Here is a 12,326-nt window from a genome sequence, read left to right on the forward strand (position 1 = left end):
CCCCCCAGGTCATCCGATCGACAGAGGGGACACAGTCATACCGGGCCCGGAGGCCAGCGGCCCCATTGCAGGACCGCGAAAAACATAACGGGGGGGCGGCCCCGCCGCCCAAGCGGGCTGGGGGCAGGGGTCGGGCGGCCCCGCCGCCCCAGGGGGCTGGGGGTGGGGTTAGGCGGTGCCGGAGGCCAGGGCTTGGCTGCGGTCTCGGGCGGCTTCGAGGGCGGCGATGAGGGCGGCTCGTACGCCGTGCTTTTCGAGTTCGACGATCGCGTTGATCGTGGTGCCGGCCGGGGAGGTGACGGCCTCGCGCAGCTTGACGGGGTGCTCGCCGCTGTCGCGGAGCATGACCGCGGCACCGATGGCGGCCTGGACGATCAGGTCGTGGGCCTGGTTGCGGGGCAGGCCGAGGAGGATGCCGGCGTCGGTCATGGCTTCGACGAGGAAGTAGAAGTACGCGGGGCCCGAGCCAGAGAGGGCGGTGGCGGCGTCCTGCTGCGACTCCGGGACGCGGAGGGTCTTGCCGACCCCCGAGAAGATCTCCTCGGCGTGCGCAAGGTGGGTCGCGTTGGCGTGGCTGCCCGCCGAGATGACGGACATGGCCTCGTCGACGAGGGCCGGGGTGTTCGTCATGACGCGGACCACAGGGGTGCCGGAGGCCAGGCGTTCCTCGAAGAACGAGGTCGGGATGCCTGCGGCGCCGCTGATGACCAGGCGGTCGGCCGGCAGGTGCGGGGCGAGCTCTTCGAGGAGTTTGCCCATGTCCTGCGGCTTGACCGTGAGGATCAGAGTGTCGGCGCGCTTGGCCGCCTCCGCATTGCTGACGGGTTCGACGCCGTACCGGGTGCGGAGTTCCTCGGCGCGTTCGCTGCGGCGGGCGGTGACCAGGAGGTCGGCCGGGCGGCGGCCGCCTCGGATCATGCCGCTGAGGAGGGCTTCGCCGATCTTGCCGGTGCCGAGGACCGCGACCGTGGTGGGCTTGGGGGTGGCGTGGTGGTGGTCCTGTGCGGCTGTGTCGCTCATGCGGGTTGCCCTCCGTACCGGTGGAACTGGAACTGGTGTCCTGGAATTCGTCCTGTGCTGCTTGCGGCCGGGGTAGGTGGGGGGCCGGCTGCTGGGGTGTGGTGCACGGTCATCTTCGCACCGGGGGTTCGGGGCGGTCGGAGTCCATGGATCCAGTGCATTCAGTGGAGTCAGTGGAATCCGTGGAGTCAGTGGATTTCGATGGTGTCGCCCAGGTGCAGTTGTTGGAAGAGCCACTTCGCGTCGGCCTGCGGCATGCCGACCGAGCCGTCGGTCGCGTCGACGCGTCCGAAGAATTCCTTGGACTTGTCCGTCCCCTCGGAGGTGTGGGGGAATGCCAGGGCGTACGTCGTATAGCCGTCGGGGGCGCGGAGTTCGACCACCCAGGAGGCCCGGTAGTCGTAGTCGTCGACCAGGCCGATGAGCTTGCCGGAGAGGGTGCGGGTCGCGTCGAGGGCCGTCACGGTCAGGCGGCCGGTGCGGGTCGGGGTGGCCTTGCGGCCGGCGGTGATCGGTACGGTGCGGGCGTTGCGGGTGTCACTCGGGCGCACCGTCAGCTGTCGTGCGGCCAGGTCGACCGTGGCTACCGGGGGCGGCGGCTGGACCGGGCTCGCGGCCGGCGGGGGTGGGACGGCCGGCTCGTCGGAGGACAGGAACGGGGTGCCGAGCAGCAGGGCGAGGCTTGCGGCCACGGTGGTGACAGCGCCTGTGGTGACGGCCCGGCGGCGGCGCCGACGGCGTTCGGCGAGGTGGCGTACGTGGGCGCCGCCGGCGCGGGGGGCGGTGGTTCCGGCGGTGTCGGCCAGGTCCCGCAGGGCGGTGGTGAGCGGATCGGGGTGCTCGGTGCCGAGCGGGTCGGGGCGCTCGGTGCCGAACGGGCCCGGGTGCTCGGAGGGGAGCGGGTCGGGATGAGCGGTACGGAGCGGGTCGGGGTGCGCGGGCGGGGTGGGGTGTGACGGGGTGCCCGCGAGTGGGCCCTGAGGGGTGCCGGGCGGGGTGGGGTGTGACGGGGTGCCTGCGGGCGGGCCCTGAGGGGTGCCGGGCGCGGTGGGGTGCGAGGGGGGGCCGTGGGGGGTGGGGGCCGCGTCGAGGGGGTTGGAGTCAGGCACGGGCGTCCTCCTTCGCTTCGGGGGCCAAGTGGCGGGCCAGGGCTGCTCGGCCGCGGGAGAGGCGGGCCTTGATCGTGCCGGCGGGCGTGCCGGTCTCGGCGGCTATCTGGTCCACGCTCAGGTCGCAGAGGTGGTGCAGGACGATGGCCTGGCGCTGGGGTTCGGGGAGGGTGCGCAGGGCTGCCACCAGGACTGTGTGTTCCGGGCTGGGGCCGGCGACCCGGTCCTGCGGAGGGTTGCGGCGGACCAGGTCCAGCCACTTGCGGGTGCGGCGCCAGCGGCTCACGGCGAGGCGCATCGCGACGGTCCGGATCCAGGCCTCGGGTGCTCCGTCGGCCAGGAAGGAGGCGCGGCGGTCCCAGGCCCGTACGAACGCCTCCTGTACGACGTCCTGGGCCTCGCCGTGGTCGCCCGTCAACGCGTACAGCTGCCCCACCAGGCGGGGGAAGGAGGCCGCGTAGAAGGCGTCGAACTCCTCCTCCGTCATGGCCAGGGAATTTACCCGAACCCGTGTGCAACCCGGCGGGCCCCCGGTGCGTACAGGAAGCACGGTGCCGCTGTGACGGGCCGCGCGGTGCTGCCGGGGGCGGTGCCGCACAGGTGCAGGTGTACGGATCTGGGGGATTTCCATGACGCGTCGCGATCGCACGGGTCGGGCGGGCGCACTCGCGCTGCTTCTCGCTCTGGCGCTGGGGGCGGCCGGGTGTTCCGGTGGCGGGGCCGCGGTTCCCGGGGCGCCGGGGGCCGGGATGGGCGGGGCGGGGGCCGGTGGCGGGGCCGCGGCGTCGTCCGCCGCTCCGGGGGCGGCTTCGGGGAAGCCGGTCGTGCCGGTGCCGGCGGGGCTGAGGGCCGGGGCGTTCCGGGTGAACATCGTCGAGGGGATGACGGCGGGGGTGGGGCTTCCCGTGTCGGTGACGTTCAAGAAGCCGGTGCCGGCAGGTGAGCGGGCTGCCGTGGAGCGGCGGTTGAAGGTGTCGGCGAACCCCGGGGTGGAAGGGTCCTGGAGCTGGGTCAAGGACCGCAACCTGCATGCGGGGCAGCGGGTCGACTTCCGGCCCCGTAGCTACTGGAAGCCAGGAACCCGGGTCACCGTGGACGTGGGTCCCGAGCTGACCCGGCACTTCACGATCGGGCGGTCGCTGGTGGCGACCGTCGACGTGAAGACCCACCGGATGACGGTCGTCAAGGACGGGCGGACCCGGCGGATTCCGATAACCGCCGGGGCGCCGGGCAAGGACACCTGGAACGGAACGATGGTCGTCTCCGACAAGCAGCGGCGGGTCTTCATGGACAGCCGGACCGTGGGCTACGGGACGACGTACTCGGACTGGTACTACTACGCGGTTCATCTGACGACGTCCGGTACGTATCTGCACCAGAATCCGGCGGCGAATGGGGTCGTCGGGCGGCGGAACATCACGCACGGCTGCGTGGGGCTTGCCTCGGACGGGACCGCGGCGGACTTCTACCGGGACGTCATGGTCGGTGACGTCGTCAAGGTGGTGAATTCCAAGGAGACGGTCGCGGCGGGTAATGGGTACGGGGGTTGGAACGTGGGGTGGGGGGAGTGGAAGGCGGGGAGTGCGGTGAGGTGAGGGGTGGGGTGGGGTGGGCGTGAGGGGGGCGGGGGTGCCGCGGGGGGCGGGGGTGCGTTGTTCGGCTCCGCCGGGGGCCGCCCCCTTGCCCACCCGTTCCGCCCCCGGGGGGCGGCCCCGGTGCCCAAGGGAGCTAACGGGGGGAGGGGTGTGGGGCGGCCCCGGTGCCCAAGGAGCTGGGGGGAGGGGTGTGGGGCGGCCCCGGTGCCCGAGGAGCTGGGGGGAGGGGTGTGGGGGCTCCGGTGCCCGAGGGGCTGGAGGGAGGGGCGAGGGGTTATTTGCGTTTGGGGGGCTTTTTCTTGCGGGCGGCGGGGTTGCCCGTGCGGGTGCCTCGGCGGCGGTTGTACTGAGTGAGGGCCGTTTCGTACTCCTCGCGGTGCAGCTTTTCGCCCGGGGCCTCGGTGAAGGAGCGGAAGAAGTAGGCGAGGAGTGCGCCGACGAAGCCGATCGTCTTCAGGCTGCGCAGGGACTGTTCGCGCGCCGGGTCCGTGGGGCGCGCGCCGAAGCCCTCCCAGGTCTTGCGGAACGCGATCGCGCTGCACACTGCGAACATCACGATGACGAGGGTCCCGACGATGCCGCCCACGTCCGCGATCTGCAGGCCCTCGTAGGCGAAGCGGAGCAGGAAGCAGCCCGCGACCGCCGCGGCGAGCGAGCCGACCGCCACGCCCGCGCGGCGCATCCCGTAGCCGTCGGTGTGGTTCAGCCAGCTGGTGCCGAAGAAGCGCAGGGGTTCGGGCTGCGGGCCGGCCGGGGTGCCGGGGGTGGCCGGGGTGGGGGCGTCGGAGTTCTCGGGGTTCTCGCTCACGGGGCCGATTATCCCCGGCGGCGGGGGGCGGCTCGGGCGCCTGGGGTGTGGCTCGGGTGGGGGGCGCTGGGGTGGGGTGGGTGGTGCTGGGTGGGGGGTGGATCCCGTTGATTAGTCTGTGGGCTCAACGGTACTCATGGGGGACGGAGTTGGGCCGTGACGTTGTTCGCGGGGGACCCCCGGTCGATCGGTGGCCATCGGATCGTGGACCGGCTCGGTACCGGCGGCATGGGCACCGTGTTCCTCGGCAGGTCGCCCTCGGGACGTCAGGTCGCCGTCAAGCTGGTGCACGAGCAGTACGCCGCCGATCCGGTCTTCCGCATCCGTTTCCGGCAGGAGGTGGCGGCTGCCCGGCGGGTGAGCGGAGCGTTCACCGCTCCCGTGGTGGATGCCGATCCGGAGGCGCCGCGTCCCTGGATGGCCACCCAGTTCGTCCCCGGGCCGACCCTCGCGGAGCAGCTCCACCGGCACGGGCCGCTGTCCGGGGCGGAGCTGCGGAAGCTGGCGCTCGGTCTTGTCGAGGCGTTGCGGGACATCCACAGGGCCGGGGTCGTGCACCGGGATCTCAAGCCCGCCAACGTCCTCATGGCTTCCGACGGACCCCGGGTGATCGACTTCGGGATCTCGCGGGCCGCCGACCACCAGACGCTGACGGCCACCGGGCACGTGATGGGCACCCCGCCCTTCATGTCGCCGGAGCAGCTCAGCAACCCGCGCACCATCGGGCCGCCGTCGGACATCTTCTCGCTGGCGGCGCTGCTGGTGTTCGCCGCGGTGGGGCGCGGTCCCTTTGATGCGGACAGCCCCTATATGACGGCGTACCAGGTGGTCCACGCCTCCCCCGAGCTGGGCGAGGTCCCGGAGCCGCTGCGGGACATCCTCGAACAGTGCCTGGCGAAGGCTCCGGAGGAGCGGCCTGGGCTGGACGCGCTGGAGCAGCTGTTTCTGGGGATGCCGGAGGGGAACGGGGAGGCCCAGGGGCCGAGGAGGCCGGAGTGGCCGGAGGCGGTGCCGGATCCTTCTGCGGAGCTTCCGGCGAGCTCTTTCCCGGCTGCGGGGCACGACGAGCCGGAGGGCCGGGCGGAGGGCGTGGCGGAGGGCGGGACGGAGGGCGGGGCTCAGGCCCGGGCGGCGGGCGGCCCCGAGGACGACGTGTTCGGGACCCGGGCCGGTGTCCAGGCCGGTGCCGTGGCCGGTGCCGTGGCCGGTGCCCGGGCCGGGACTCCCGCTGGGAGCGGCTCCGGCACCGGTTCCGGCCTCGGGACCGCTCGTCCCCGGCGCCGCGTGGTCGTCGCGGTGGCTTCCGTGGTGGCGCTCGGGCTCGGTGCCGGCGGTCTCGCGTACTACCTCGACGGTCCGGCCGGGGAGGGGAGTTCCCGCTCCTCCGACAAGGATTCCGGGGGGTCGGATTCCGGCCGGACGGTTACTCCCGAGCCGCTGCCCGCCGGCTGGCGTCCGTGGCAGGCCGAGCTGCCCGTCGAGTCCCCCTCGTCCACCGCGAGCCCCTCAGGCCCCTCGGGCCCCAGCAACGTCCGCTGCCTGACGGCCGGGCCCGCCACCTTCTGCGGCGGCTACGACCTGCGTGCGGTACGGCTCGACCAGGCCACCGGCCGCCTCCTCTGGAAGGCGAAGGCCCGGCGGAACGGCCGGACCGACGGCACCGTCAACAACTCCGAACCCCTCGGCGCCACCACCGACGCCGTCCTGGTCAGCGAGGTGGACAGCGACGGCACCGCCCGGCTGGTGTCCCTCTCCGGCGCAGACGGCCGCCGCCTCTGGGAGAGGCCGGCCGCTCCCGAGACGTACCGGAGCGGGGCGGTCGTCGGCAGCCTCGCCGTGGGCCCCGACCTGAAGGGCAACGCCCTGGTGGCACAGGACCTCGTCACCGGTGCGGCGCGCTGGACCTCCGCCGACCCGCCGGGCCTGCGGTGCAATCCGCGCACGGTCCAGGGCAGGCTCTACGGCCTGTGCGGGGACGACCGCGGCGACGACCCGGACCGCGTCACCTATGTGCGGTACGACCCGGCCACCGGGAAGCAGTCCCGGATCGTCACCTACGGCAAGGGGTACGACCTGGTCGGGGAGGCCGGCGGCCGGCTGGTGTTCGCGAAGTGGCGGCGGACCGACGCCGGGGCGACCGAGCGGCACGCCAACCTGGCGGGCGAATTCGCTGCCCTTGAGCTGAGGGATCCGACCGGGGCCCGGCCCGTGGAGAGCGTGCGGCTGGGTACGCATCCGGCCGGGGCGCCCCGCCTTTTCGGCGGCACGCTCGTCTTCGTGGCCCCGGCGGGGGCCGTCACCGCCGTTTCCGCAGCGGACGGCACGGAGCTGTGGCGCACCCGTACCGGAGTTGCGGGCCTGGGGCTGCCGCAGCCGGATCGCGAAGGGCAGCTGCTGTACGTGCCCGCCGCGGACGGGCGGGTGCTGGCGCTGGACCTGCGTACCGGCAAGGAACTGTGGAGGTCCGCCGCCCGCGGCGGTACACCGGTCGAGGGCTCCGAGCCGGTCATGGCGGTACGGGCCGGAGCCGCCCTCGTGGTGACGCGTACGGACAGGACCGTGTTCGCTGTCGCACCGGAGGTGCCGGGGCGGGAGTAGGGGCTGGGGCCCGGCTGCCCGCACTCCCGGCAAGGGGCCGAGGCCCCCTGGCAAGGGGCCGAGGTCCCCTCCCCCGTCAGCCCAGCTTCGAGATGTCGCGGACCGCGCCCTTGTCCGCGCTGGTCGCCATCGCCGCGTACGCGCGCAGGGCCTGGGAGACCTTGCGCTCGCGGTTCTTCGGGGCGTAGACGCCGCCGAGGGCCTCGCTGCGTTCGGCCAGCTCCTGGTCGCTGACGAGGAGTTCGATCGAGCGGTTCGGGATGTCGATGCGGATGCGGTCGCCGTTCTCGACGAGCGCGATGGTGCCGCCGGACGCCGCTTCGGGGGACGCGTGGCCGATCGACAGGCCCGACGTTCCGCCGGAGAAACGGCCGTCGGTAATCAGCGCGCAGGATTTCCCGAGGCCGGTGCCCTTGAGGTACGAGGTCGGGTAGAGCATCTCCTGCATGCCGGGGCCGCCCTTGGGGCCCTCGTAGCGGATGACGACGACGTCGCCCGCCTTGACCTCCTTGAGCAGGATCTTCTCGACGGCCTGCTCCTGCGACTCGCAGACGACGGCGGGGCCCTCGAAGGTCCAGATCGACTCGTCGACGCCGGCGGTCTTCACGACGCAGCCGTCGATGGCCAGGTTGCCGCGCAGAACGGCCAGGCCGCCGTCCTTGGAGTAGGCGTGTTCGACCGAGCGGATGCAGCCCTCGGCGGCGTCGGTGTCGAGGGTGTCCCAGCGCTCGGACTGCGAGAAGGCGGTGGCGGAGCGGACGCAGCCGGGGGCCGCGTGCCAGAGCTCGACGGCCTCGGGCGACGGGGAGCCGCCGCGCACGTCCCAGGTCTTGATCCAGTCGGCGAGGGACGGGGAGTGGACGGAGTGGACGTCCTCGTTGAGGAGTCCGCCGCGGTAGAGCTCGCCCAGGATGGCGGGGATGCCGCCCGCGCGGTGGACGTCCTCCATGTAATACGTACGGTCCTTGCCGACGTTCGGCGCGACCTTCGCCAGGCAGGGGACGCGGCGGGAGATCTCGTCCATCTCCGGGAGCCCGAAGTCGAGCTCGGCCTCCTGGGCGGCGGCCAGCAGGTGCAGGATCGTATTGGTGGAGCCGCCCATGGCGATGTCGAGGGCCATGGCGTTCTCGAAGGCGGCGCGGCTCGCGATGGCGCGGGGCAGGACGGTGGCGTCGTCCTGCTCGTAGTGGCGCTTGGTGATCTCGACGATGGTGCGGCCCGCGTTCTCGTACAGGGCGCGGCGGGCCGTGTGGGTGGCGAGGGTCGAGCCGTTGCCCGGCAGAGCCAGGCCGATGGCCTCGGCGAGGCAGTTCATCGAGTTGGCGGTGAACATGCCGGAACAGGAGCCGCAGGTGGGACAGGCGTTCTCCTCGATGCGGAGCATGTCCTCGTCGGAGATCTTGTCGTTGACCGCGTCGGACATCGCGTCGACCAGGTCGAGCGTGCGGACGGTGCCGTCGACGAGGGTGGCCCGGCCGGACTCCATCGGGCCGCCGGAGACGAAGATCGTGGGGATGTTGAGGCGGAGTGCCGCCATCAGCATGCCGGGGGTGATCTTGTCGCAGTTGGAGATGCAGATCAGGGCGTCGGCGCAGTGGGCCTCGACCATGTACTCGACGCTGTCCGCGATGAGGTCACGGGAGGGCAGGGAGTAGAGCATTCCGCCGTGGCCCATGGCGATGCCGTCGTCGACGGCGATGGTGTTGAACTCGCGGGGGACGGCGCCGGCCGCGTGGATCGCCTCGGAGACGATGCGGCCGACGGGGGCGAGGTGGGTGTGGCCGGGCACGAACTCGGTGAAGGAGTTGGCGACCGCGATGATCGGCTTGCCGATGTCCTCGCTCGCTACACCGGAGGCGCGCATGAGCGCGCGGGCGCCTGCCATGTTGCGGCCGTGGGTGACGGTGCGGGACCTCAGGTCGGGCATCGGGTTCACTTCCCTGTGAGTACGAGTACGGCTGCTTTCGAGCGTACGCCTCGGGTCCAGGGTTTGGACAGGTTGTCCGGGGGGTGGGACAGACCTCCGGGCACCTTCGCGCAGGGACCTGAGACGGGCCCTCCGGACACCTTCGAGCGGGTACCGGGGGTCAGGTGCCCGGTACCCGCGCGCGGCTCGGTGCCGTCCCCGGTGCGGGGGCCGAGGCGAGGTGCAGGCGGGTGAAGGCGAGGGCCTCCGCCAGGTCGGCCTCGCGTTCGGCGGACGACATGGCGCGGCGGGTGTTGACCTCGACGACGATGTGGCCGTCGAAGCCGGTGGCGGCCAGGCGTTCCAGGAGCTGGGCGCAGGGCTGGGTGCCGCGGCCGGGGACGAGGTGTTCGTCCTTGGCCGAGCCGTTGCCGTCCGCGAGGTGGACGTGGCCGAGGCGGTCGCCCATGCGGTCGATCATGGCCATGGCGTCCGTGCGGGCGGTCGCGGTGTGCGAGAGGTCGACGGTGAAGTGCCGGTAGTCGTCCTTGGTGACGTCCCATTCGGGGGCGTACGCCAGTATCTCGCGGTCCTTGTACCGCCAGGGGTACATGTTCTCGACGGCGAAGCGGACGTCGGTCTCCTCTGCCATCCGCCAGATTCCGGTCACGAAGTCACGGGCGTAACCGCGCTGCCAGCGGAACGGCGGGTGGACCACCACCGTCGACGCGCCCAGCTTCTCCGCGGCTGCCCTCGCCCGCTTGAGCTTGACCCACGGGTCGGTCGACCAGACCCGCTGGGTGATCAGCAGGCACGGGGCGTGCACCGCGAGGACCGGGACGCCGTGGTGGTCGGAGAGTCTGCGCAGCGCTTCGACGTCCTGGCTGACGGGGTCCGTCCACACCATGACCTCGACGCCGTCGTAGCCGAGGCGCGCGGCGATCTCGAAGGCCGTCGCCGTCGACTCCGGATAGACGGAGGCCGTGGACAGCGCGACCTTCGCATCCGGGATGCGTACCGCTGGTTTCGCCACTTCTGCCACGAGGGACAGCGTACGGTCCCCCTCCGCCGTGCGAGGAGGCGAGGGGGGCGCCGGCCGGACGGAGGTGGCGCCGGTCGGGGCCGCTCGGGGCGCGCACCGGCTCCTGCCGGAGGCGGGGAGCACGAGCCGGGTCCGCTCGGGCGCGCACCGGCCCTGCCGGAGGCAGGAGCACGAGCCGGGGAGTGGGCGCCGGCAGGGGGCGCGTACCGGTTCCGTCGAAGGCGACGGGCGACGGGAGCGCGCCCCGGTCCGGTCACGACGGGGGCAGGTGGTCCAGCCTTCGCAGGATGACGCCCTCGCGCAGGGCCCACGGGCAGATCTCCAGCGTCTGCACCTCGAAGAGGTCCATCGCCGCCTCGGCGACCAGCGCCCCCGCGACGAGCTGCGGCGCGCGGTCGAGCGAGACGCCCGGCAGGGCGGCGCGCTGTTCGGAGGTCATCGCGGCGAGTTTCGGCACCCACTCCTCCAGCGAGCTGCGGCTCAGCTCACGCTGCACGTAGAGGCCGTCGGCCGAGCGGGCGGCGCCACCGATCCTGGCCAGCTGACGGAACGTCTTGGACGTGGCCACCACGTGGTCGGGCTTGCCGAACCGGGCGATCTCCCCCACCGTGCGGGCGATCTGCGCACGCACATGGCGGCGGAGCGCCCGTACGTCCTGGGGGTCGGGCGGGTCGCCCGGCAACCGGCCCGCGGTCAGCCGGCCCGCACCGAGCGGCAGGCTGACGGCCGCGTCGGGGTCCTCGTCGATGCCGTACGCGATCTCCAGCGAGCCGCCGCCGATGTCGAGCAGCAGCAGCTTGCCGGACGACCAGCCGAACCAGCGGCGGGCCGCCAGAAAGGTCAGCCTCGCCTCGTCCTCGCCGGACAGCACCTGGAGGTCGGCGCCCGTCTCCTCCCGTACCCGGGTCAGTACGAGATCCGCGTTGCTGGCCTCCCGCACGGCGGAGGTGGCGAACGGCAGTACGTCCTCGCAGCCCTTGTCCTCGGCTGCCTGCATCGCCTCTCCCACCGTGCTGACCAGCCGGTCTATCCCCTCGGGGCTGATCGCGCCCTCCTCGTCGAGCAGCTCCGCGAGGCGGAGTTCCGCCTTGTAGGAGTGCGCGGGAAGCGGGCGGGCGCCGCGATGGGCGTCCACCACCAGCAGGTGCACCGTGTTCGAACCGACGTCGAGGACTCCGAGTCTCATGGGCGGAACGCTACTGCGGAGCACCAAGCCCGCCGCTGCGCCTACCCTTGCCCCGTGCCAAAGACCAAAAAGGCGAAGCCGGAAAAAGCCGCCAAGCAGCTGAAGTCGGACGTGGCGGGGATCGACCCTCGGGTGGACGACCCTCGGGTGGACAACGGGCGGGCGGACGACGGGCGGGTGGACGACGAGCAGGGTCTCGACTTCGCCAGGGCCTGGGTGGAGTTCCCCGACCCGGAGGACGCGGAACAGGTCTTCCGGTGCGACCTGACCTGGCTGACCTCGAAGTGGACGTGCATCTTCGGCAGCGGCTGCCAGGGCATCAAGCTGGGGCGCGCGGACGACGGCTGCTGCACGCTGGGGGCGCACTTCTCCGACGAGGACGACGAGAAGCGGGTCGCCGGGCATGTGGCGCGGCTGACGCCGGACATCTGGCAGTTCCACGACGTGGCGCGGACCTCGAAGGCCGTGAAGGGGCCGAACGGCGGCTGGGTGCAGGCCGACGACGACGGCGAACGCCAGACGCGCCGCTGGGAGGGCTCCTGCATCTTCCAGAACCGCCCCGGTTTCGCGGGCGGCGCCGGGTGCTCGCTGCACATCCTCGCGCTGCGCGAGGGCAAGGAACCCCTCGAAACCAAGCCCGACGTGTGCTGGCAGCTGCCGGTGCGGCGGACGTACGACTGGATCGAGCGGCCGGACGACACGAAGATCCTCCAGGTCACGATCGGCGAGTACGACCGGCGCGGCTGGGGGCCCGGCGGCCACGACCTGCACTGGTGGTGCACCTCCGCGACCTCCGCGCACGGCGCGGGTGAGCCGGTGTACGTCTCCTACCGGCCCGAGCTCACCGAGCTGATGGGCGCGGGGGGTTATGCCCGGCTGGCCGAGCTCTGCGAAGCCCGGCTGGCCTCGCCACTGCCGCTGGTGGCCCCTCACCCGGCGGACCCGACGGGTCCGGTGGACCTGCCGGGACCGGCGTTCCCCAAGCGGCCTGCGGACCCGACAGCTCCGGCGGGCTGAGACCCCCGGCGACCCCGCCGCCCGCGCAAGTCCCCGGCCTACGCG

10 protein-coding genes are annotated in these 12,326 nt (G+C 72.7%); 3 read left to right on the forward strand and 7 right to left on the reverse strand.

The window, feature by feature from the left end; all coding sequences use genetic code 11:
• Nucleotides 1–168 precede the first annotated feature (168 nt).
• The 3 genes from proC to ACFWVV_RS37170 all read right to left on the reverse strand — a co-directional run bounded on the left by proC (nt 169) and on the right by ACFWVV_RS37170 (nt 2,616).
• Nucleotides 169–1,020: a pyrroline-5-carboxylate reductase gene (gene proC, locus ACFWVV_RS37160; protein WP_384358914.1), complete on the reverse strand. Its 852-nt coding sequence runs from the start codon at nt 1,018–1,020 to the stop codon at nt 169–171.
• A 188-nt stretch (nt 1,021–1,208) separates the two neighbouring features.
• Nucleotides 1,209–2,129: a L,D-transpeptidase family protein gene (locus tag ACFWVV_RS37165; RefSeq protein ID WP_384358916.1), complete on the reverse strand. Its 921-nt coding sequence runs from the start codon at nt 2,127–2,129 to the stop codon at nt 1,209–1,211.
• Complete coding sequence (locus ACFWVV_RS37170; RefSeq protein ID WP_384358918.1) at nt 2,122–2,616, reverse strand: SigE family RNA polymerase sigma factor; 495 nt, start codon at nt 2,614–2,616, stop codon at nt 2,122–2,124. Before ACFWVV_RS37170 ends, ACFWVV_RS37165 begins: the two co-directional genes overlap by 8 nt.
• A 142-nt stretch (nt 2,617–2,758) precedes the next feature.
• On the opposite strand from ACFWVV_RS37170, the gene ACFWVV_RS37175 reads away from it, so the two are divergent.
• Nucleotides 2,759–3,724 carry a L,D-transpeptidase gene (locus ACFWVV_RS37175; protein ID WP_384358920.1) on the forward strand — a complete coding sequence of 322 codons (966 nt, stop codon included), beginning with the start codon at nt 2,759–2,761 and terminating at the stop codon, nt 3,722–3,724.
• 274 nt (nt 3,725–3,998) lie between these two features.
• Here the strand turns inward: ACFWVV_RS37175 and ACFWVV_RS37180 are convergent, their stop codons facing one another.
• Nucleotides 3,999–4,532, reverse strand: coding sequence for a hypothetical protein (locus ACFWVV_RS37180; protein ID WP_384358922.1), 534 nt, complete (start codon nt 4,530–4,532; stop codon nt 3,999–4,001).
• 156 nt (nt 4,533–4,688) lie between these two features.
• Here ACFWVV_RS37180 and ACFWVV_RS37185 point away from each other — a divergent pair, with 156 nt between their 5' ends.
• Nucleotides 4,689–7,130 carry a protein kinase gene (locus ACFWVV_RS37185; protein ID WP_384358924.1) on the forward strand — a complete coding sequence of 814 codons (2,442 nt, stop codon included), beginning with the start codon at nt 4,689–4,691 and terminating at the stop codon, nt 7,128–7,130.
• A gap of 76 nt (nt 7,131–7,206) precedes the next feature.
• On the opposite strand, the gene ilvD is transcribed toward ACFWVV_RS37185, so the two are convergent.
• The 3 genes from ilvD to ACFWVV_RS37200 form a co-directional block, all read right to left on the reverse strand.
• Complete coding sequence (gene ilvD / locus ACFWVV_RS37190) at nt 7,207–9,057, reverse strand: dihydroxy-acid dehydratase (RefSeq protein ID WP_384358926.1); 1,851 nt, start codon at nt 9,055–9,057, stop codon at nt 7,207–7,209.
• 160 nt (nt 9,058–9,217) lie between these two features.
• The gene (locus ACFWVV_RS37195; RefSeq protein WP_384358930.1) at nt 9,218–10,069 is read right to left on the reverse strand and encodes a sugar phosphate isomerase/epimerase family protein; all 852 of its coding nucleotides are present in this window, start codon (nt 10,067–10,069) and stop codon (nt 9,218–9,220) included.
• Between the two features lie 262 nt (nt 10,070–10,331).
• Nucleotides 10,332–11,264 (reverse strand): Ppx/GppA family phosphatase, encoded by a 933-nt coding sequence (locus ACFWVV_RS37200; protein WP_384358928.1) that lies wholly within the window; start codon nt 11,262–11,264, stop codon nt 10,332–10,334.
• Nucleotides 11,265–11,396: 132 nt separating this feature from the next.
• On the opposite strand from ACFWVV_RS37200, the gene ACFWVV_RS37205 reads away from it, so the two are divergent.
• The gene (locus tag ACFWVV_RS37205) at nt 11,397–12,281 is read left to right on the forward strand and encodes a hypothetical protein (RefSeq protein WP_384358932.1); all 885 of its coding nucleotides are present in this window, start codon (nt 11,397–11,399) and stop codon (nt 12,279–12,281) included.
• The last annotated feature ends 45 nt before the right edge of the window (nt 12,282–12,326 follow it).

It is taken from the genome of Streptomyces sp. NPDC058663 (assembly GCF_042716745.1).
In the GTDB taxonomy this organism is placed as follows: Bacteria; Actinomycetota; Actinomycetes; order Streptomycetales; family Streptomycetaceae; genus Streptomyces.